General features: G+C 62.5%; 21 protein-coding genes. 9 read left to right on the top strand and 12 right to left on the bottom strand.

Annotated features, from left to right (window positions below; genetic code table 11):
- Window positions 1-35: 35 nt before the first annotated feature.
- On the top strand, window positions 36-752 hold the full coding sequence (locus N5D53_RS01950) for an SDR family oxidoreductase (RefSeq protein WP_119713495.1): 717 nt from the start codon (window positions 36-38) through the stop codon (window positions 750-752).
- 169 nt (window positions 753-921) lie between these two features.
- On the opposite strand, the gene N5D53_RS01945 is transcribed toward N5D53_RS01950, so the two are convergent.
- The 3 genes from N5D53_RS01945 to N5D53_RS01935 form a co-directional block, all read right to left on the bottom strand.
- On the bottom strand, window positions 922-1,185 hold the full coding sequence (locus N5D53_RS01945; RefSeq protein ID WP_003250694.1) for a DUF3077 domain-containing protein: 264 nt from the start codon (window positions 1,183-1,185) through the stop codon (window positions 922-924).
- Window positions 1,186-1,334: 149 nt separating this feature from the next.
- Window positions 1,335-1,577, bottom strand: coding sequence for a hypothetical protein (locus N5D53_RS01940; protein WP_104962054.1), 243 nt, complete (start codon window positions 1,575-1,577; stop codon window positions 1,335-1,337).
- A 474-nt stretch (window positions 1,578-2,051) separates the two neighbouring features.
- Entirely contained in the window at window positions 2,052-2,270 is a 219-nt protein-coding gene (locus N5D53_RS01935) for a hypothetical protein (RefSeq protein ID WP_014591528.1), read from the bottom strand.
- Between the two features lie 176 nt (window positions 2,271-2,446).
- Between N5D53_RS01935 and N5D53_RS01930 the strand changes: the two genes are divergently transcribed.
- The 4 genes from N5D53_RS01930 to N5D53_RS01915 all read left to right on the top strand — a co-directional run bounded on the left by N5D53_RS01930 (window position 2,447) and on the right by N5D53_RS01915 (window position 4,764).
- Window positions 2,447-3,163, top strand: a complete 717-nt coding sequence (locus N5D53_RS01930; RefSeq protein ID WP_190870160.1) for a hypothetical protein — start codon at window positions 2,447-2,449, stop codon at window positions 3,161-3,163.
- A 148-nt stretch (window positions 3,164-3,311) separates the two neighbouring features.
- Entirely contained in the window at window positions 3,312-3,725 is a 414-nt protein-coding gene (locus tag N5D53_RS01925) for a DUF393 domain-containing protein (protein ID WP_274139238.1), read from the top strand.
- Window positions 3,710-4,270 carry a GTP cyclohydrolase I FolE gene (gene folE / locus N5D53_RS01920; protein WP_014591526.1) on the top strand — a complete coding sequence of 187 codons (561 nt, stop codon included), beginning with the start codon at window positions 3,710-3,712 and terminating at the stop codon, window positions 4,268-4,270. Before N5D53_RS01925 ends, folE begins: the two co-directional genes overlap by 16 nt.
- A 35-nt stretch (window positions 4,271-4,305) precedes the next feature.
- The gene (locus tag N5D53_RS01915) at window positions 4,306-4,764 is read left to right on the top strand and encodes a DUF3429 domain-containing protein (RefSeq protein WP_190869127.1); all 459 of its coding nucleotides are present in this window, start codon (window positions 4,306-4,308) and stop codon (window positions 4,762-4,764) included.
- Between the two features lie 23 nt (window positions 4,765-4,787).
- Here the strand turns inward: N5D53_RS01915 and N5D53_RS01910 are convergent, their stop codons facing one another.
- The 3 genes from N5D53_RS01910 to galB are packed head-to-tail and all read right to left on the bottom strand — an operon-like array spanning window position 4,788 to window position 7,365.
- Window positions 4,788-5,873, bottom strand: coding sequence for a 4-oxalomesaconate tautomerase (locus N5D53_RS01910; protein WP_190869128.1), 1,086 nt, complete (start codon window positions 5,871-5,873; stop codon window positions 4,788-4,790).
- A gap of 2 nt (window positions 5,874-5,875) precedes the next feature.
- Window positions 5,876-6,592, bottom strand: coding sequence for a 4-carboxy-4-hydroxy-2-oxoadipate aldolase/oxaloacetate decarboxylase (locus tag N5D53_RS01905; RefSeq protein WP_012052864.1), 717 nt, complete (start codon window positions 6,590-6,592; stop codon window positions 5,876-5,878).
- Window positions 6,589-7,365 (bottom strand): 4-oxalmesaconate hydratase, encoded by a 777-nt coding sequence (gene galB / locus N5D53_RS01900; RefSeq protein WP_104962049.1) that lies wholly within the window; start codon window positions 7,363-7,365, stop codon window positions 6,589-6,591. Before galB ends, N5D53_RS01905 begins: the two co-directional genes overlap by 4 nt.
- 117 nt (window positions 7,366-7,482) lie before the next feature.
- Between galB and N5D53_RS01895 the strand changes: the two genes are divergently transcribed.
- Window positions 7,483-8,676, top strand: a complete 1,194-nt coding sequence (locus tag N5D53_RS01895) for a LysR family transcriptional regulator (RefSeq protein WP_010953450.1) — start codon at window positions 7,483-7,485, stop codon at window positions 8,674-8,676.
- A 15-nt stretch (window positions 8,677-8,691) separates the two neighbouring features.
- On the opposite strand, the gene N5D53_RS01890 is transcribed toward N5D53_RS01895, so the two are convergent.
- The 3 genes from N5D53_RS01890 to N5D53_RS01880 all read right to left on the bottom strand — a co-directional run bounded on the left by N5D53_RS01890 (window position 8,692) and on the right by N5D53_RS01880 (window position 12,704).
- Window positions 8,692-9,939 (bottom strand): OprD family porin, encoded by a 1,248-nt coding sequence (locus N5D53_RS01890; RefSeq protein WP_190869129.1) that lies wholly within the window; start codon window positions 9,937-9,939, stop codon window positions 8,692-8,694.
- A gap of 131 nt (window positions 9,940-10,070) precedes the next feature.
- On the bottom strand, window positions 10,071-11,333 hold the full coding sequence (locus tag N5D53_RS01885) for a gallate dioxygenase (RefSeq protein ID WP_004575382.1): 1,263 nt from the start codon (window positions 11,331-11,333) through the stop codon (window positions 10,071-10,073).
- A 21-nt stretch (window positions 11,334-11,354) separates the two neighbouring features.
- Window positions 11,355-12,704 (bottom strand): aromatic acid/H+ symport family MFS transporter, encoded by a 1,350-nt coding sequence (locus N5D53_RS01880; protein ID WP_266024266.1) that lies wholly within the window; start codon window positions 12,702-12,704, stop codon window positions 11,355-11,357.
- Between the two features lie 391 nt (window positions 12,705-13,095).
- Between N5D53_RS01880 and glsB the strand changes: the two genes are divergently transcribed.
- Entirely contained in the window at window positions 13,096-14,004 is a 909-nt protein-coding gene (gene glsB, locus N5D53_RS01875; protein WP_014591518.1) for a glutaminase B, read from the top strand.
- A gap of 66 nt (window positions 14,005-14,070) precedes the next feature.
- A complete protein-coding gene (locus tag N5D53_RS01870; RefSeq protein ID WP_129931931.1) occupies window positions 14,071-14,727 on the top strand; it encodes an HD domain-containing protein in 657 nt (218 codons plus the stop codon).
- Window positions 14,728-14,758: 31 nt separating this feature from the next.
- Here the strand turns inward: N5D53_RS01870 and N5D53_RS01865 are convergent, their stop codons facing one another.
- Complete coding sequence (locus tag N5D53_RS01865) at window positions 14,759-15,922, bottom strand: AAA family ATPase (protein ID WP_104962045.1); 1,164 nt, start codon at window positions 15,920-15,922, stop codon at window positions 14,759-14,761.
- A gap of 146 nt (window positions 15,923-16,068) precedes the next feature.
- On the opposite strand from N5D53_RS01865, the gene N5D53_RS01860 reads away from it, so the two are divergent.
- Window positions 16,069-16,542: an anti-virulence regulator CigR family protein gene (locus tag N5D53_RS01860; RefSeq protein ID WP_012052855.1), complete on the top strand. Its 474-nt coding sequence runs from the start codon at window positions 16,069-16,071 to the stop codon at window positions 16,540-16,542.
- Between the two features lie 81 nt (window positions 16,543-16,623).
- Here the strand turns inward: N5D53_RS01860 and N5D53_RS01855 are convergent, their stop codons facing one another.
- Window positions 16,624-17,388 carry a hypothetical protein gene (locus N5D53_RS01855; RefSeq protein WP_003250736.1) on the bottom strand — a complete coding sequence of 255 codons (765 nt, stop codon included), beginning with the start codon at window positions 17,386-17,388 and terminating at the stop codon, window positions 16,624-16,626.
- 64 nt (window positions 17,389-17,452) lie between these two features.
- On the bottom strand, window positions 17,453-18,730 hold the full coding sequence (locus tag N5D53_RS01850; RefSeq protein WP_004575388.1) for a bifunctional O-acetylhomoserine aminocarboxypropyltransferase/cysteine synthase: 1,278 nt from the start codon (window positions 18,728-18,730) through the stop codon (window positions 17,453-17,455).
- Window positions 18,731-18,782: the final 52 nt, after the last annotated feature.

Genomic DNA, 18,782 nt, shown 5'->3' with positions numbered 1-18,782 from the left:
GAAGTTTGGAGAGTTTTAACTAAAAGGAGCAACAGATGAAGATGATGATCGTAGGCGCCGGCAGAGGGTTGGGCCGGGCTTTGCTCGAAGGGCTCGGCCAGCCAGGGGACACGCTGATCGGCGTATCGCGCAAACAGCCGTCAGACTTGGCCCTTGCCCCGGACATCGATCTGCACTGGGTCGATGCCGACCTTGCCAAGCCAGCGGCGGCTGTAGCACAGATCGCGGATCGGGCACCTGCCGATCTGGATGTCCTGATCTACAACGTTGGCATCTGGGAAGAACACGCCTTCAGCGAGCACTATGCCTTCCTTGACGACAGCGACGAATCGATCACCAGGCTGGTCGAGGTGAACATCACGGCCACGCTGCTTCTGCTTAAGCGCCTGGTGCCCAAGTTGCTTGGTGCGCCCCGGCCGCAGTTGATCCTTACCGGTTCGACCTCAGCTCTTCGCCAGAGTGGGCGCCCGGAGGTAGCGTTCGGCGCCTCAAAGTTCGCCCTCAACGGCATGGCTGATGCGCTGCGCGAAGGTTTCAGGGATGACAACCTGGCGGTGACCGTGCTTCAACTGGGTTATCTGAATACCGACGACTCCCTGAACACGCCATTGGCGCAAGCCGCAGCACGTGGCGAGCGACGCCAGGTACCGGTGCATGATGTGGTCACCATGGTCGACGCGCTGTTGCGCTTGTCCGGGGCTTCGTTCGTACGGGAGCTGATCTTGCCGGCTATCGGTGATGAGCGCTTCTGACGCCAAAGCACCGGAGCCTTTGCGTGAGGGTTCGGCTTTGATGTCGCAATCGATGGAACTGAGTCTTGGATCACGTCTAGCAAGAAAGGGGCAGGGGGTAGGTCGCTGAGTCGCCTTCAAAACCGGGAGTCGCATAGGTCTTGAAGGCACCCAGTCAATGATGAGTCATTCAGCGCATCATGCCCAGTTCCGCATCATCCATCAGTGCCTTGGCCAACGCGCAAAGGTAGTGCGAAGCCCAGATCAACTGAGGTTTATCTTCCATCAATCCATCCAGGGTCATGTCCCGTGCATAGCCCATCAGCTCGGACGCCTGTTCACGGGCGCTTTGGCAAGGGATGCCGGCTTCGATGCGGAAGAGGGGATGGGTCTGGTTTTCACCTTGGTAGAAGGTGGTTTTGCCGACGGTGAATTTGGTTTCTTCTGTGGACATTGTTCAGTTTCCCCAAGATTGCTTCAGCCTGTACGGGCCTATTCGCGGGTGAACCCGCTCCTACGGGAGCACGGCAGTCTTCAAGGCTGAGGGAGTGCCTGGGAGGGTATCCGCGAAGAGGCCGGCCCAGGCAGTACATCAGCGACACGTCAATGCATAGTCCGAGGTTCACTGGGCATCTGCACTTGGGCTATTGCGGACTCGAGCAAAGCTCTCAAGGTCTCCAGTTCATGCATCGAGGTCATCATCAGAATCGACGCGGGTGACTTGGGCTGCAGCAGCATTGCCTGATGCACGACAGTTGCAGCGCAAAGCGCGTAATCCGTGGCCTGGATCAGGGTGTCTTCAAGGCAGAGGGTTCTGTGGGGTGGATCTGGAACGATCTTGAGCATGGCGTAACTCCAACGTCGGAAAGTGGAGCTACCTCAACCTTGCTGTCAAACAAGATGGTGGCAGCTGTACGCGGGTTGACAGACCGAGACGTTGGCACTCGGCGCACCACAGGGTGCCCACACGTACAGCCGCCATGAAAGCGAGCACATGAGGACAACGTCAGCGGTCTGTCAAAACCGGTCGCTGAATTGGCAGCGACAGGCCGAGACTAGGGCTGACTATTTCCATGTGCAACGAAAATCAGGCGCGAGGAGTATCTTTGGGAAATGGCCTACAAGGAAGGGGTAATTTCTGATTTTTCGACCCGCTCCCGTTCCCCAAAACGTCGACAGGAAACATGCGGGCAAAAGAAAACCCGCCGAGGCGGGCTAAGTACTATCACGTAGGGATAGCTTCATCCTGCCCAAGCCACTGTGAAAATTGGGTGAAAGAAAGGTCCCCATAACGTGATCATCCAGAGGGCCCCGCGCCCTTTAAAGCTCGGCTTTCTGCCGCTGGTGGCGCTGAAAGCGGGTAACCGCGATCTGGACGGCAGCTGCCACGAGGCACAGTAGGCCGACTTTCCAGCTGCCCTCCAGGCCGTAATGCTCGGCGATCTTCCCTGTGATGATGACGCTAACGAAGATGGCGAAAGGCAGGATCAGTTTGTTCATCGGGTCTTCCAGCAGGCTGCAAATGGCTCGGGTGAACATGCAGTTCACCCAGCGGAAAGGTCGCGATCTTAGCAAATCCGGTTGCGGCGTTGTGGTCACCTCCAGAGCGGTTGCAAGGTGTGTTGTCTGTATCGCGATAATGGCAAAGGGTCAGTATGGACTTGCGCGACCCAGCCCTCGAAACTGATCCATTCGCATCTGGACCAGGGCCGGTCATGAATAACCTGCAACGCACACTCTCTCTCATGCTGCTGCTGGCAGCCGCTTCGTTGACCGCCTGCGTCCCGTGGAAACGCGAACGCGCCGCCTACGCGGACCTTTGCGAATCCGAGTTCCAGTTCAAAGTGCCAGGCCCGCAGGGGGAGGCCACCCTCTACCTGGAAACCTACCTCTACGACCACGCCGCCCTATGGGGCGAAAAGCGCTATGAGCAAAGCCTGTACGTGCAGTACCCGGGCGAGAAGTACTCGCGGCAGGAATTCTTTGTGCAAATGATCGCCTACAACAAAGACCGCCAACGCCCGTCGACCGATTCCAAGCGTGGCGAGCCGCCGATACCGGTGCTGTACGACAGCCGTCAGGCTTACATCACCTTTGAAGACGGCTCGCGCCTGAATGCGCGGCCCGAGGTGTACTTGGGCATCAACGAGACCTACGACTTTCCGTTGGTGAATGAGAAGACCGCCCGGCCATCGCCATACGACATCAACAGCGATGAAGTGCACCGGATGATTCCCAGGATGACCAACAACAAGCGCTATGGCTCGGCTTACGTGATCTTTCAGACGGACAGGTTCGAGGCAGATTCCAAGTGGACGATTCATCTGGGGGCACTGGATGTGCAGGGCCGCAAGGTGCAGATTCCGCCGCTGAAGCTCTGCTATCACCCCGTTAAGAAATGGATCGGGATCGAGCCGCTCATGCGGCCTTGAGTGGAAGGTGTCCGCCATGGGAGGTTTGGCGGCGCTCGATCTCACCGGCAATACAAACCCACCGGCGAACACCCCCCCGCCCCCCATTGCGAATTTCCTGGTTTCAGCTAACTTATACAAAAACCTGTACAAGCATGAGAGGTTGTACATGTATTGTAAGTGGCCCTTCACCCTGTACTTTGACGGCGCCTGCCCGTTGTGCGCTCGGGAGATAGCCTTCCTGCGCAGGAAATCGACTGGGGGAAAGCTCATCCTGGTTGACATCAGTGCTGATGATTTCGATGCAGGGGCGTTGGGCTTGACGGTTGAGCAACTGAGGTCATGCCTGCATGGAAGGTTCGCTAGCGGGCAGTGGGTTACAGGCTTGGACGCCACCTTGTGGAGTTGGCGTGCTGCCGATGTGGGCCTGTGGGTCGCGCCACTGGCTTGGCGTCCGCTACGTCCCCTGTTTTCGGTTCTTTACAGGCTGTTCTGTCGATTGAGGCCACACTTGGCCTGGCTACCACATCCCGCTGGCGGGCACCGTTGTAACGGTGAGGAGTCCAAATGTCACACTCGTTAGCCGAGCACTATCATGAAATCCTGGTCGGTATTGGTGAAAACCCGCAGCGCGAAGGGCTTCTGGACACCCCCCAGCGTGCGGCCAAAGCGATGCAGTACTTGTGCAACGGGTATGCACAGAATCTTCACGAGGTCGTGAACGGTGCTTTGTTCGAGAGTGAAAACGATGAAATGATTGTGGTGCGTGACATTGAACTCTACTCATTGTGCGAACACCACATGTTGCCATTCATTGGCAAGGCGCATGTCGCGTACCTGCCAACAGGGCGCGTGTTAGGGCTTTCCAAGGTTGCACGCGTAGTGGACATGTTCGCCCGTCGTTTACAGATACAGGAAAACCTGACGCGGCAAATTGCGTATGCCGTGCAGGAAGTCACGGATGCCGCAGGGGTGGCGGTCGTGATCGAAGCCAAGCATATGTGCATGATGATGCGCGGTGTAGAGAAGCAGAACTCGGTGATGATTTCATCCGTGATGTTAGGTGCATTTCGCGACGCCCCCTCGACGCGGCACGAATTCCTTAACCTCATTGGACGACACAACTGACGTCCGGTCCTGAACCGTCGCGAAGGGGCGCCCAGATGAATACCGATGCTACTGCTTTATCTCCAAGCCGCTACGCTGTCCTGGGTTACGGCGGTCTGCTGCCGTTTATTGGTTTGACGCTGCTCATTCTTTTTGGGGCTGAATATCGAGCGTTTTTCTCGATGATGATGGTTGGCTATGGCGCGGTGATATTGAGCTTCGTTGGTGCCCTGCACTGGGGGTTTGCCATGACGTTGCAGAGTTTGCCCGCGAAGCAGCGTCAAGAGCGACTGGTGTGGAGCGTTATACCGGCCCTGATCGGTTGGGTTGGCACGTTGCTGCCTGTGCCATTGGGGTGTCTGGTGTTGACCTTCGGTTTTGTCGGCCATCTTTGGCAGGATCGCAAACTGGCGCAAGCCGTGCCTGGGTGGTATCTGCCGATGCGCGTGCATTTAACGGCTGTCGCGAGCCTCTGTTTGCTGGTCAGTGCACTTGCGGTGTCCATTCATTTTTGAAACCCCAAGCAACCATTGATGAGTCACTTCTGTGGCCCACCCCAAATATCTCGCCCGATGCACACAACCCCGTCAAACAGCAAACGCGCCGTCCTCACCAACCCGCACCCCTTGATCACGCCATGTTCCAGGCTGATTTCCACCGTAAATTCCCCACTCGGATGCTCCACCGCCAAACGCTGACGATCACCGCCGGACGCGCTGGCAAGGCCCTGTGCAACCGACCCCTCAATCAAGCAGGCCGTGGCAACACTCACCGCACCAAACACCCCGATGGACGCATGGCAGCGGTGCGGGATGAACGAGCGCGTATTGACCGTGCCGCCGTTGCGCGGTGCCGATAGCAGGCACATCTTCGGCACATTGCGCTGGCTGACATCACCCAGGTTCATGCGTGGGCCCAGTTGCAGGCGGATGGCTTCCAGGCGTGTTTTCAGGGCGCTGTCGGCCTCCAGCGTTTCGCACGGCTCGTAACCGGTCACGCCAAGGTCCTCGGCACGCAGCAGTACCACCGGCATGCCGTTGTCGATGCAGGTGACTTCCACACCCTCGACACAGTCGCGGCTGTTGCCGGTGGGCAACAGGGCTCCGCAGCTGGCGCCGGCCACGTCGGCAAACGTGACCACCAGCGCCGCCGCACGGCCCGGCACCCCATCAATACGGGTATCGCCGGCATACTCCACCTGGCCATCGGCGGTCGGCACCTGGGCGACGGCGATCTGCCCGGTGTTTTCCATGAAGATGCGCACCGGTGTGCTCGCGCCGCTGGCGGCCACCAGGCCGCGCTCAAGGGCGAACGGCCCTACGCCGGCCAGAATGTTGCCGCAGTTTTGCCCATAGTCCACCCGCGCCTCGTCCACCACCACCTGAGCGAACAGGTAGTCCACGTCGGCGTCATCGCGCTGCGAAGCGCGGATGATGGCGACTTTGCTGGTGAGCGAGTCGGCGCCGCCGATGCCGTCAATCTGCCGGGCATCGGGCGAGCCCATCACCGCCAGCAGCACCCGGTCACGTAGCGGGCCGGGGGCGGGCAGGTCGTCATGCAAAAAATAGGCGCCCTTGGAGGTGCCGCCGCGCATCAGCAGGCAGGGTATGCGGGTCTGGCCCATGTTCAGCCTTCCAGGTCGGTGAGGTGGTCGACATAACGCAGGCCCTTCGCCGCCAGGCGCGGGCGCATCTCGTAGATGTCCAGGCCAAGCTCGCCGGCGGCCAGGCGCAGGCGTTTGCGTTCTTCCAGGTCGGCGCGCTGGGTGGCGGCCTCGAGTACCGCCTGGGCTTCGCCATGGCGCACCACCACTACGCCGTCGTCATCGGCCACCACGATGTCACCGGCATTGACGAGCTGCCCGGCACACAGCAGCGGCAGGTTCACCGAGCCCAGCACCTCTTTCACCGTACCTTGGGCGTTGATGGCGCGGGACCACACGGCAAAGCCCATGTCGCGCAGTGTCTGGCTGTCGCGCACGCCCGCATCGATCACCAGGCCGCGCACGCCGCGGGCCTGGAGCGAGGTCGCCAGCAGGTCGCCGAAATAGCCATCGCTGCACGGCGAGCTGGGCGCCACCACCAGTACGTCGCCTGGGCGGCACTGCTCCACGGCAACATGGAACATCCAGTTGTCGCCTGGGGCCACCAGCACGGTTACCGCGCTGCCGGCCACCGCCACACCTTGCTGGATAGGGCGCACGGCAGTATTGAGCAGCCCCTTGCGACCTTGGGCCTCATGCACCGTGGCGACACCCAGCCGGCCCAGGGCATCGATGATGTGTGGCTCAACGCGTGGGATATTACGCACGACGATGCCGGTCTTGCCGATCAGCCCGCTCATGCCAGGTTCTCCGTCACGCGTGGGAACACGCTCTGCAGGCCTTCGGCGTAGACGATGTTGCGTGCGCTGGTGATGCCCACGTTACGCTTGGCCTGCACGCCGCGCTGCAGGGCTACACGGGTGTAGTACTCCCAGAGGTGTTCCTGGCCGGCCATGCACTGGATGGCGGCATACTTTTTGTCCCACACCGGGGTGATGTCCAGGAAGGTGTCCGGGCGCCATTCGCACTGCTCGGGCTGGTGCGGCTCAAAGGCGTACACCGGCGGTGCGCCAACGATCTTCTCGCCCGGCTTGTAGCCTTCAGCCTGCGCGATAATGCGGGCTTCCTGGGCCAGGTGCATGGCCAGCGGGTGGTCGTAGTTGTAAGGGTCTTTGAGGGAGTGGCTGAGTACGAACTCCGGTTGTACCCGGCGATACACATCGGCCAGGCGGAACAGGGTGTCCTTGTCGGCGCGCATCGGGTAGTCGCCGATGTCGAAGAACTCCACGCTGGCACCGAGGATTTCGGCCGCCGCCAGGGCCTCTTCACGGCGTGCGTCCTTGACCTTGGCTTCGGTCATTTCACCCTTGCGCCACAGCTTGGCAGACTCACCACGCTCACCGAAAGACAGGCAGACCACGTGCATGGCATAGCCTTGCTCAGCGTGCAGCGCAATGGCGCCACCGGCACGCCAGACAAAGTCGGCGGAATGTGCGCTGACCACCAGGGCGGATTTTTGTGGGGTATTCATGGTTCGCTGGCTCCTGCAGTGGGGGTGGGCGCAGGATGTCATTGGCCTGTGCAGGGCACTAATGCGTTCATTTGCAGCGGCTATGCGTTTTATTTATTGCCGGGCAAGCGGGGTAGAGGCATAGTCGCCGCAGTCACGAGCCGAGCGCCGGGAGCCCTTATGATCGATGTCGAACTGCCCAACCTGATGCAAGTGCGCGCGTTCATTCGGGTAGCCGAGCTGGGCAGCGTTTCGCGGGCGACGGAGGTGCTGTTCCGTGCTCAGTCCGTGGTCACCCGCGCCATCGCCGAGCTGGAGGCGCGCTTTGCCGTGCCCCTGTTCGAGCGCCATGCCAATGGCATGCGCCTGACCGACTATGGCGAGTGCCTGCTGCCGCGTGCACAGCGCGTGCTGGCGGAACTGGACGGTGTGCCGAGTTTGCTGGGCACCGCGCAGGGCGAGCCCCTCTATCTGTTTCAGGCGCGGCGCCTGCAGGTGTTCGTGAAGCTCTGTGAAACACGGCACATGCAAACCGTGGCGCGGCACTTCGGCCTTAGCCAGCCGGCGGTCAGTGCTGCCTTGAAAGTGCTCGAAGGCGGCTGCGGACAGCCCTTGTTCGTGCGCACGTCGCGCGGCCTGCAGCCCACTGTGGCCAGCCGGGACATTCTGTTTCCCATCCGCCGGGCGCTGAACGAGTTGCGCCTGCTGGACAGTGACCTGAGCGCGATGCAAGGCACCCTGCGCGGGGTGGTGCATGTCGGCGCGTTGCCGTTGGGCCGCTCGCGCATTCTGCCGGATGCCATTTTACGCTTCACGGCCCAGCACCCACAGGTTCGGGTGGTGACCAACGAAAGCCCGTTCGACCTGCTGGCAACCGAGCTGCGGGTAGGGGATGTGGATTTCGTCTTGGGCGCGTTGCGGCCTCACGACTATGCCAGCGACCTGGTGGGCGAGCCGCTCATCAACGAGGAAATGGTGGTGCTGGCCCGTCGGGGGCACCCGCTGTTGCACACTCACCTGACGCTCAAGGGCGTGCACCAGGCGCGCTGGGTGTTGCCGCGGGCCGGCTCGCCGGCCCGTCAGCTGCTCGACAACTGCTTCGCCGCCGCGGGCCTGACAGCGCCGTGGCCGGTGGTGGAAAGCGCTGATCTGGCGGTTATCCGTGGCCTGCTGGTGCGTTCGGACATGCTGGCGGCGGTGTCTGCGCACCAGTTGGCTTACGAGATTGCCAGCGGCGAACTGCAACGCCTGCCGCTGGCACTGCCCGGCACTGCCCGCGCCATCGGCCTCATGCAGCGCAGTGGCTGCCTGCAGTCACCGGCGGCAGTCGCGCTGATGGCCTGTATCCGCCAGGTCATCACCGAGCAGGCGTGAGCCCAGGAGGGTGCCTTAAAGCAGGCTCAGCGGGTAGCTGACGATCAGCCTGTTCTCATCGAAACTGTTGGTGCTGCCCCAGTCCCGGCGCTGGCTGGAGTTGCGCCACTTGAGGTTCAGGGCCTTGAACGGCCCGGACTGGATCACATAGGCCAGCTCGCTTTCGCGGCCCCACTCGGTGCCGTCCTGGGTGCTGGCGTTGTGCACGTTGTCGCCGTGGATATAGCGGTTCATCAGGGTCAGGCCGGGTATGCCAAGCACCACGAAGTTGAAGTCGTGGCGCACCTGCCAGGAGCGTTCGCGGGCGCTTTCGTAGCTGGAGCCGAAGGCGTCGTTGGCCAGCGTGCCGCCGCTGGCGCCGTTGACCCGGAACCATTCATCATCGCCCATGACCTTCTGCAAGCCGACGTAGAACGTGTTGCCACCCAGCTTCGCCGAGAACAGGCCCGAAGCGGTGCGGTTGTCCAGTTCGCCGGCTTTGGCGCCACCGTCGTCCTTGCCCCAGAAGTAGCCCAGGTTGGCGCCCAGTACCCAGTTGCCCAGCGGCTGTTGATGCTGCACCTGGAAGTAGCGCTGCTGGTAGATGTCTTCCAGCTGGGCATACCAGGCGCCGACCAGGGTGCGCTCCTGGTTGAAGCGGTATTCGCCGCCGGCGAAGTTGAAACGGTCCGAGGTGAAGGCTGTGCGGGTGAACAGGCTCATGTCCTGCATGCTGGCGTCGTTGCGCGGGCTGTTCTGGCGGAACTGGCCGCCATACAGGGTCAGGCCGGCCAGCTCGTTGGAGGTGACCTGCGCGCCCTGCAAGGTTTGTGGTAGCGAGCGGCCGTCATCGGCGCGCAGGATGGGCAGGGTAGGCGACCACTCACCGACTTTGAGTTCCGTCTTGGACACCCGCATCTTGCCCGCCAGCGCCGTGCGGCCAAAGTCGTCCGCCGGGCGCCCGTCGTCATGAACAGGCAGCAACTGCGTGCCGGCGGTGCCCTTGCCGCCATCGAGTTTGATGCTGTAAAGGCCCAGCACGTCAACGCCGAAACCGACCACGCCGGGGGTGAAGCCGGACTTGAAGTCGAGGATGAAACTTTGCGTCCATTCCTCGGCTTTGCCTTGGCTTGCCGTGCCCGTGTAGTCGCGGTTCATGTAGAAGTTACGCAACGTCAGGCTTGCCTTGGCATCGTCGACGAAGCCTTCGGCCAGGGCTTGCAGTGGCAGGCTGGCTGCCAGTGCGAATGTGGGGACGAGCGGGTACAGGGTGAGGCATTTCATTATTTTTATTCTCCAGGGATGGGCAAAGCGCTGCCCGCCAGCGGCGCATCGGCGCTGGGCAGGTTGAATCAGGGAGCGGTGGGGGTGGTGGCGCGGGACGCGCCGCCACACGATCAAGCGGGCTGCATCGGTCAGTTGGGTGCTTTGCCGGCCACCGAGTAGCGAACCTGCTGGTTACGGGTCTTCATGAAGTCTTCGATGCTCTGCCCGCGCATGGCGGCGTAAATGTCCAGGTTGGATACACCCAGTACGGCGCCCAGCTTCTCCAGCACGAAGAAGATCACCCCGTAGTGGATCAGCCCACGCCAGTCGCGGCGGCGCAGCAGGTCGCTTTCCTCTTCGCTCAGGCCCGCCTCGCGGTACAGCGCTTCGGGTTCGCTCAGGAAACGCTGGCGCCACTGCGGCTCAATCATGCGATGCAAGAACTTGTTCAGGCGGTAGCCTTTGGCACTGCGCTCCAGGGTGTAGGGGTAGGTGCCTTCAAGCTGCTCAGCCCCTGCCAGCTGATGCTGCATGTGCTGGCGGTGGCGTTCGTTGACCGGTGCCGGCAGTGCCTGGTCGCGGTTTTCCAGCAGCAGGGTGGCGATGCCGGTCATCGACGGCAGGTAGTAGCTTTGGTGCTTGCGCTCAACGTTGGCAGACAACGCGCCACGCATGATCAACCAGGTAATCACCTCGGCACCTTCCATGCCGCCGAGCGTGGCGTACTCGGCCAGTGTCATCTCGGTAAGGCGCTGCGGGTCGTTCACCAGCAGGTCAAGGAACTGCGCGTCCCACTCTGGGTTGTTGAAGCCGCAACGCTCGCCATGCACCTGGTGTGACACCCCGCCGGTGGCGACGATCGCCACCTTGAGGTCTTCGGGGTAGCTCTCGATGGCGCGGCGCAATGCCTGGCCCAGTTTGTAGCAGCGCCGTGCCGTGGGGATCGGCAGCTGCAGTACGCCGACCTGCAGCGGCACGATCTGTACGGGCCAGCTTTCATCGCAGGGCAGTAGGGCCGACATGGGCGAGAAGAAGCCGTGGTCCAGCGGCTTGTCGCGGAAAAAGCTCATGTCGAACTCATCGGCCATCAGGCTCTGGCCGATGTGCCGCGACAGCGCTGCGTGGCCGCCGACTGGCGGCAGGTCCCGCGGGTTGCCCCCTTCATCGGCCACGCCATATTGCTCGTCTACGCCCAGGGTGAAGGCGCTGTAATGGTCAAAGAAGAACGAGGTGATGTGGTCGTTGAAGATATAGAAGAGTACGTCCGGCTGGCGCTGCTGCAGCCACGTGCGAATCGGCTCGAAGCTTTCGAAGATCGGCGCCCAGGCGGCTTCTTCCTGTTTGTCGTGGTCGACTGCGAAGCCGATGGTTGGGGTGTGGGAGACGGCCAGGCCACCAATGATACGAGCCATGCGAAAGTCCTCTGTTACAGGTTACGGCGCGGTTACTGCGGGGGTCGCGCGCAGCCGGGCGTGGCCGTTGGCCAGGATCGCCAGGGCAGCGGCGAATGCCGGCAGGCCGAGGAGGGTGAACAGCAGCGGCAGGCCCAGCCCCAGGCTGAGCACGGCACCACCGATGAGGGAGCCGAAAATGGCCCCGAAGCGCCCGATACCGAGCATCCAGCTTACACCTGTGGCGCGGAACTCGGTCGGGTAGTAACCAGGGGCGAAGGCGTTCAGGCCGGTCTGCGCACCGCTCATGCAGAACCCGGCAGCCGCCACGCCCACCACCAGCAGGCTCGACTCCAGGCTCAGGGCGCCCAGTGAGACGATGCACAGGCCGCCGAGGGCGTAGGCGATGGCGATGACCCGGTTAGGGTTGCGTCGGTCCATGATCCAGCCGACCACGATTGCGCCCACTGCGCCCCCGATCTGGAACAGGCCGGTAATGGTGGCGGCGCGCTCGATGGACAGCCCGCCATCACGCAGCAGGGTCGGCAACCAACCCATGGTCAGGTAGATCACCAGCAGGCCCATGAAATAGGTCAGCCACAGGGCCAGGGTGCCCAACCGGTAGCGCTCGCTGAACAGCTGCCGGGCCGGTGCCTTGTGCTGCGTGGTTGGCTCACTGACGGTAAAGCGGGTGCCGGCAGCGAAGCGGCCGCCAAGCTTGGCCAAGGCTGCCGCAATCTGGCTGGCCGGTGCCTGGCGTGCGGCGAGGAAGCGAGCGGACTCTGGCAGCAGCCACCACAGCAAGGGCAGCAAGGCCAGTGGCAGCAGGCCGCCGGCCAGCAGTACCGATTGCCAGCCGTGATGAGGGATCAGCCAGGCGGACAGGAAGCCGCCCAGGCCCGAGCCCATGTTGAAGCCGGTGAACATGATGGTGATCATCAGCGAGCGGTTGCGTGTGGGCAGGTACTCGGCAAGCAGGGTGGTGCAGTTGGGCATGGCCGCACCCAGGGCAATGCCGGTCAGCAGCCGTAACACAGCCAGCTCATAGGGGTTGCGGGCGAAGGCGCAGGCCAGGCTCAGCAGGCTGAAACCGCTGACCGCGATCAGCAGCACTTTCTTGCGGCCCAACCGGTCGGCGTACGGGCCGGCGGTCAGCGCGCCGATGGCAAGGCCGACCATGCCGGCACTCATCACCGGGCCAAAGGCGGCGCGCGACAGGCCCCAGTCCTGCATCAGCGAAGGCGCGATGAAACCCATGACGGCGACATCGAAGCCATCGAACAGCACGATCAGGAAGCACAGCACCAGGATCAGCCACTGGTAGGCAGCAATGGGGCGGTTATCGATCCAGTCTTTGACATCGATGGGGGCATCGACAGGAGGCTTAAGCATGCGTGGTCACCTTTGTTCTTGTATTGGTGTGAGTTGCGCCGGGTTCCGGTAAGGCTTCGAACGCGTAATGGCCCAGCAGCAACCACCCCGCCGGACGACGGCGTGAGGCGGACTGTAATCCCATGGTCCAGGGCAGCGCCTGCGGGATTTCTTTAATGAGATATCCAATTTTTTTATCGCAGACTTCGCGGCGCTAATGTCGCGTCAAGCTGTGCCGCTCGGCAGCAAGCTGTTGCCCTGTAAAAGACCTGATGCGCTGCTGGCGTCGTCAGGCTTCCTGGCGATGACGACGCTTACGGTGATTTGTTTCTGAATGTGTGATCTCTCCCGCTCAGTCTTCGTCAAGAAGAGTGCCCCTCGCCGTCGTCTGGGGATTGATACAGGGCCTTCCATGCAAACGCTGTTGAACGAGATTCTCGAAGAAGTACGTCCCTTGATCGGCAAGGGCAAAGTCGCTGACTACATTCCCGCGCTGGCTGACGTGCCGGCGAACCAACTGGGTATCGCTGTCTATGGCAACGATGGCAGTTACCACTGCGCAGGCGACGCGCAGGTGCCATTCTCGGTGCAGAGCATTTCCAAGGTGTTCAGCCTGGTTCAGGCCATTGGCCATTCGGGGGAAGCCATTTGGGAGCGGTTGGGGCATGAGCCTTCGGGGCAGCCGTTCAACTCGCTGGTGCAGCTGGAGTTCGAGCGCGGGCGGCCGCGTAACCCGTTCATCAATGCAGGGGCATTGGTGATCTGCGATATCAATCAGTCGCGCTTCGCTGCCCCCACGTTGTCGATGCGCGATTTTGTCCGACGGCTTTCAGGCAACCCTCACATCTCGATCAATACCCGGGTCGCTGATTCGGAATATCAGTTTCGCGCGCGCAACGCTGCCATGGCGTACCTGATGCAGTCCTTTGGCAACTTCCATAACGAGGTCGAGACGGTGCTGCGCAGTTACTTCAGTTACTGTGCACTGCAAATGAACTGCCTGGACCTGGCGCGGGCATTCTGCTTCCTGGCCAATGATGGGTTCTGCAAGCACAGCGGTGAGCAGATCCTGACGCGGCGCCAGACCCAACAAGTGAACTCGATCATGGCCACCAGCGGGCTGTATGATGAGGCGGGGAATTTCGCCTTCAGGGTGGGTTTGCCTGGCAAGAGTGGTGTGGGTGGCGGGATCGTGGCGATCGTACCGGGGCAATTTACCGTATGCGTGTGGTCGCCAGAGCTGAATGCGGCGGGCAACTCCCTGGCCGGGATGGCGGCGCTTGAGCTGCTCAGTTCGCGGATCGGATGGTCGGTGTTCTGATCTGCGAACTCAGGGGCCATCAGGCGTCGCCTTGGCGGGGCACACCGGAAATGGAACCTACCGAAGATGACCCGCGAAGCGTTTGCTCCTTATCAGTGCCTTGCCACTGACTTGCTGAAGTATCTGCCGTCTGACCAGAATGATGGCTCCCACGACTTGGCCCATATTCATCGTGTGTGGGTCAATGCGCACCGGATCCAGCGGGTGGAGGGTGGCGACCTTGAAATCTTGCTTGCGGCGACGGTGCTGCACGACTGTGTGGCGGTGGAAAAGCATTCGCCGTTACGTGGGCAGGCCTCGACGTTGTCGGCGAACAAGGCTGCATCAGTCCTTGCTGAGATGGGCTGGCCGAGCGGGCGTGTTGAGCAGGTAGTGCATGCGATCAAAACGCACAGTTACTCGGCGGGGTTGGAACCGCTGACACGTGAGGCCTGCATCCTTCAGGACAGTGACCGGCTTGACGCCATAGGCGCGGTGGGTATTGCCCGGTGTTTTTACGTCTCCGGGCGAATGGGGTCGGCGCTCTATGACTTCGAGAATCCTTTCGCGCAGCAGAGGGCGTACCAGGACGGGGCGTATGCCATCGAGCACTTCCAGACCAAACTGCTCAAGCTCGCCTCGGGCTTTAAAACCCAAGAAGGGGCGCGCCTTGCTGCCGAGCGTCATACCCGGCTTGAAACCTTTCTTACCCAGTTCATGGACGAGATTACCGGGGCAGGTTAGTCATGCCGGGCTTGTACCGTCGTGCTTGAGCTCAGTCAGCCCAGCGCCACAGCGGCTCATCCAGCAACCCAACCCCCCGCAGCTGGGTTTGCCCTTGTATTTTTTCCAGCTCTAGCACATTGCACCCGTCACAGGCTGCCAGCGCGTTGATTAATGGCGCACTGTGCGATACCACCCAAACCTGGCTACGGCGTGATGCACGAATGATCAGCCGCGCCAAGGCCGGGAGCAGGTCCGCGTGCAGACTGGTTTCCGGTTCGTTCAAGACCATCAGCGATGGCGGCCGTGGTGTGAGCAGGGCGGCCATCAGGAGAAGATAACGCAGGGTACCGTCCGACAATTCAGCACCGTCGAGCGGGCGCAAAAGCCCGTGCTGGTGCAGCCGTACACTGAACAGCCCGCCAGGTGGCGCATTGATCTCCAGACGGCTGCCGGGAAACGCGTCATTCAGCGCTTCCACCAGATCCTCCACATCGCCAATTTCGATAATGGTCTGCAACGCCGAGGCCAGGTTGCGCCCGTCGTGATGCAGCACCGGCGAGCGAGTGCCCAGTTGGGGTTGACGGCAAGGCGCGTCACGGTCAATCCGGAAGTGATCGTAAAACCGCCAGCTGTTGATGAACGCGCGCAGGTCACCGATTTCCGGTGCCTGGCGGGGCCGGCCGACGATGTTGAAGAAGCTCTCGCCGCTGTCAGCATGCTGATCGAGCACCGCCCAGCTGTTGCCCTCGCGGGCCCGCACCAGGGCGTTCTTGCGCTCGACCAGCAAGGACGAGGGCCGATAGGCGCCAGCGCCCCAGATGGCCTCGCACTTTATTTCAGGGTCGAGCATGAACGCGCTCGGATACGGCAGGGGAATTGGCAGGCCGAGGGTGATGGCAAACCCGAGGTCCTCGGTGGCAAAGCCCAGGCGCAGGCGCCTGGCTTCGCTCGGATGCTGGCCTTGGATGGGCACTTCGCCGCGCCGCATTCGTGCGCTGGTTTCCGGGCCAGCCCACCAGGTCGAATCCAGCCCGCCCTCACGGGCGAGCGCTTCGACCACGCCGCCCTGTGCGGTTTCGGCCAGCAGGCGCAGCGCCTTGTACAGGTTGGATTTGCCGCTGCCGTTGGCACCGGTCACCAGGTTGAGTTGGCTCAGCGGCAGCACCAGGTGGTTGATCGAGCGGTAGTTGCCGATGGCGAGGGTAGTGAGCATGCAGTGCTTCCCAGCGTGGACCAGGCGACCGATTGTGGCCGAAGCGTGCCTCCCTTGTCAGCCATCCCTGCTGAGGCGGTTGCAAGTGAAGCAGGCGTGCGCACCGTCTATAGTGTGGGGCAACCTCTCTCGCAAAGGATGCTCACATGGCCAGATCAACAATCATGACAGCCGTTGTCACCTCATTGGCGGTGGCCTTGGCCTCTGGCCCGGTGCTCGCCGACCCGGGTAATGGCAAAGGCCAGGGCCAAGGTCAGGGGCACGGCAAGGGCCAGGCGCCGCACGCCCAGGGCCAGGGCAATTCGGGCGGCCACAAGCAGAGCGTCGGCGGCAATGACTGGCACGGCGGCCCGTCCATCGACCGTGGCGATGTATTGGGCATCCTCGGTGGCCACCGCAACTACTGGAGCCCGGGCCCGGCATTGCCTCCAGGTATTCAGAAGAACCTGGCCCGCGGCAAGCCCCTGCCACCTGGTATCGCCAAGAAACTGGATGGCCGTCTGTTGGGGCAGCTGCCTCACTACGACGGGTATGAGTGGATGCAAGCGGGCGCAGACCTGATTCTGGTCGCCGTGGCGACCGGGATCATTTATGAGGTGTTGAACGGGGCGTTCGACTAAGGCCGCAGGTGCGAGCAGTCCGCTCGGTCCCTGCAGGCGTTGGCGTGCCTGCGATGGGCTGCGCAGCAGCCCAACGGCCTATCAACGCCGCCGCAACACCGCGGCCAGCCCAAGGGTCAGCACCACAGCGCACAGCATGGCCAGCCCGATGGTAACGCCAACGCCCCACGTTTCCAGCAGCCCCGCCAATACCAGATAGAACGCAATCACCCCCACCGCGCCGATCGCATTCCCCCGCACCATCGCCGCCATCCCGGCTCGCCCGCCCTGCACATGGGCGAACACCACCAGCGGCCAGGCAATCACCGGAATCGGCGCCAGCATCCCGCTGGTCGCCGGGCCCAGCCAACTGGCCAGGCTGGTGGTGATCATCAGCAGGGAAGTGGCAGATACCATGCGCAACGGGATTTCCCAGTGCCGGTGCCGGGGGCGGGCCAAGGTATCAGGTTTGGGCTCGCGGCCGCTGGCGCGGATCAGCACGCCGATCAGCACCAACGCCACTGCAATCGACAGGTACAGGCTGCCCCAGTGGGTAAAGGCATAGGCGGCCAGGCCATAGAACAGCAACGCCAGCAGTACGGCCACGGCGATGCCGAGTGTGCGCGTGGCCAGCAGGTAGACGGTGTAGGTGGCCTGCACCGCCGCCAGGCCGCCCAGTGCGCCGGGCAATGCGCCCAGGGCGAAGGCCGTGCCCTGTTCCAGGCACAGGAAGGTCATCACCAGCGCCGAGGTGATCGGCAAGCCGGACAGCAATCCGCCTAGCAGGCCGCCCCAGCGCCGGGAGGCGAGGGAGATGGCCCACATCAGCAGGGGTGTGATGGTGAGTTTCAGGTAAAACAGGGTCATTGCGGGTGCATCCAGGCTTGATGAAGGTGCGCCCGCCTTCGACATTGGGTAGGGCGCGGGTGAATCAGCCGCGGCTGGCCTCCAAGGCCTGGGCCAGGTCGGCGATGATGTCGTCACTGTGTTCGATGCCGATCGACAGGCGCACCATGTCCCGCGGCACGCCGGCCTTCTCCAGTTCCTCGTCGTTGAGCTGACGGTGGGTAGTGGAAGCGGGGTGGCAGGCCAGTGACTTGGCGTCGCCGATGTTCACCAGGCGTACCACCAACTGCAACGCGTCGATGAAACGCGCGCCAGCCGCCTGGCCACCCTTGATGCCGAACGACAGGATCGACGCCGGCTTGCCGCCGGTGTAGCGCTGGGCCAGTTCATGTTCGGGATGGTCGGGCAGCCCGGCGAACTTCACCCAGGCCACTTGCTCGTGGGCCTGCAGGTAATGGGCGACCTTTAGTGCGTTCTCGGTATGGCGCTCCATGCGCAGGGCGAGGGTTTCAAGGCCTTGCAGGATCAGGAAGGCGTTGAACGGCGACAGCGCCGCGCCGGTGTTGCGCAAGGGCACCACACGGCAGCGGCCGATGAAGGCGGCAGGCCCGAAGGCTTCGGTGTAGGTGACGCCGTGGTAGGACGGGTCGGGGGTGTTGAGCAGGGCGAAGCGTTCCTTGTTTTCGGCCCAGGGGAATTTGCCGGAGTCGATGACGATCCCGCCGATGCTGGTGCCGTGACCGCCGATGTACTTGGTCAGCGAGTGCACGACGATGTCGGCGCCGTGCTCGAACGGCCGGCACAGCACCGGGGTGGCCACGGTGTTGTCGACGATCAGCGGCACACCGTGGCGGTGGGCGGCTTCGGCCAGCGCGGCGATATCGACGATATTGCCGGCGGGGTTGCCGATGGACTCGCAGAATACCGCTTTGGTACGCGCGTCGATCAGCGCTTCGAGGGCGGCGATATCGTCATGGGCCGCGAAGCGGGTGTGGATACCCATGCGCGGCAGGGTGTGCGCCAGCAGGTTGTAGGTGCCGCCGTACAGCTTGGCCACCGAGACGATATTGTCGCCGGCTTCGGCGACGGTCTGGATGGCGTAGGTGATAGCCGCCATGCCCGAGGCTACGGCCAGCGCGCCAACCCCGCCTTCCAGGGCGGCCATGCGCTGCTCGAGCACGTCGTTGGTGGGGTTCATGATGCGCGAATAGATGTTGCCGGCAACCTTCAGGTCAAACAGGTCGGCGCCGTGCTGGGTGTCGTCGAAGGCGAAGGAGGTGGTCTGGTAGATCGGTACGGCCACCGCCTTGGTGGTCGGGTCGGGGCTGAAGCCCGCATGGATGGCAAGCGTTTCCAGCTTCATGCAATCGTTCCTTGAGCGTGGGTGGAAGCGTTCGAGCATGCGGCGGCGAGCG

This window comes from Pseudomonas sp. GD03862 (assembly GCF_029840855.1).
Classification (GTDB): Bacteria; Pseudomonadota; Gammaproteobacteria; order Pseudomonadales; family Pseudomonadaceae; genus Aquipseudomonas; species Aquipseudomonas alloputida.
The sequence above is the reverse complement of the archived record's forward strand: the minus strand, read 5'-3'. Positions and strand labels throughout refer to the sequence as shown.

Excerpts from the sequence above, each read along its gene's own strand:
- N5D53_RS01950 (WP_119713495.1), top strand. The coding sequence starts at position 36 with ATGAAGATGATGATCGTAGGCGCCGGCAGAGGGTTGGGCCGGGCTTTG.
- N5D53_RS01945 (WP_003250694.1), bottom strand. The coding sequence starts at position 1,185 with ATGTCCACAGAAGAAACCAAATTCACCGTCGGCAAAACCACCTTCTAC.
- N5D53_RS01940 (WP_104962054.1), bottom strand. The coding sequence starts at position 1,577 with ATGCTCAAGATCGTTCCAGATCCACCCCACAGAACCCTCTGCCTTGAA.
- N5D53_RS01935 (WP_014591528.1), bottom strand. The coding sequence starts at position 2,270 with ATGTTCACCCGAGCCATTTGCAGCCTGCTGGAAGACCCGATGAACAAA.
- N5D53_RS01930 (WP_190870160.1), top strand. The coding sequence starts at position 2,447 with ATGAATAACCTGCAACGCACACTCTCTCTCATGCTGCTGCTGGCAGCC.
- N5D53_RS01925 (WP_274139238.1), top strand. The coding sequence starts at position 3,312 with ATGTATTGTAAGTGGCCCTTCACCCTGTACTTTGACGGCGCCTGCCCG.
- folE (WP_014591526.1), top strand. The coding sequence starts at position 3,710 with ATGTCACACTCGTTAGCCGAGCACTATCATGAAATCCTGGTCGGTATT.
- N5D53_RS01915 (WP_190869127.1), top strand. The coding sequence starts at position 4,306 with ATGAATACCGATGCTACTGCTTTATCTCCAAGCCGCTACGCTGTCCTG.
- N5D53_RS01910 (WP_190869128.1), bottom strand. The coding sequence starts at position 5,873 with ATGGGCCAGACCCGCATACCCTGCCTGCTGATGCGCGGCGGCACCTCC.
- N5D53_RS01905 (WP_012052864.1), bottom strand. The coding sequence starts at position 6,592 with ATGAGCGGGCTGATCGGCAAGACCGGCATCGTCGTGCGTAATATCCCA.
- galB (WP_104962049.1), bottom strand. The coding sequence starts at position 7,365 with ATGACATCCTGCGCCCACCCCCACTGCAGGAGCCAGCGAACCATGAAT.
- N5D53_RS01895 (WP_010953450.1), top strand. The coding sequence starts at position 7,483 with ATGATCGATGTCGAACTGCCCAACCTGATGCAAGTGCGCGCGTTCATT.
- N5D53_RS01890 (WP_190869129.1), bottom strand. The coding sequence starts at position 9,939 with ATGAAATGCCTCACCCTGTACCCGCTCGTCCCCACATTCGCACTGGCA.
- N5D53_RS01885 (WP_004575382.1), bottom strand. The coding sequence starts at position 11,333 with ATGGCTCGTATCATTGGTGGCCTGGCCGTCTCCCACACCCCAACCATC.
- N5D53_RS01880 (WP_266024266.1), bottom strand. The coding sequence starts at position 12,704 with ATGCTTAAGCCTCCTGTCGATGCCCCCATCGATGTCAAAGACTGGATC.
- glsB (WP_014591518.1), top strand. The coding sequence starts at position 13,096 with ATGCAAACGCTGTTGAACGAGATTCTCGAAGAAGTACGTCCCTTGATC.
- N5D53_RS01870 (WP_129931931.1), top strand. The coding sequence starts at position 14,071 with ATGACCCGCGAAGCGTTTGCTCCTTATCAGTGCCTTGCCACTGACTTG.
- N5D53_RS01865 (WP_104962045.1), bottom strand. The coding sequence starts at position 15,922 with ATGCTCACTACCCTCGCCATCGGCAACTACCGCTCGATCAACCACCTG.
- N5D53_RS01860 (WP_012052855.1), top strand. The coding sequence starts at position 16,069 with ATGGCCAGATCAACAATCATGACAGCCGTTGTCACCTCATTGGCGGTG.
- N5D53_RS01855 (WP_003250736.1), bottom strand. The coding sequence starts at position 17,388 with ATGACCCTGTTTTACCTGAAACTCACCATCACACCCCTGCTGATGTGG.
- N5D53_RS01850 (WP_004575388.1), bottom strand. The coding sequence starts at position 18,730 with ATGAAGCTGGAAACGCTTGCCATCCATGCGGGCTTCAGCCCCGACCCG.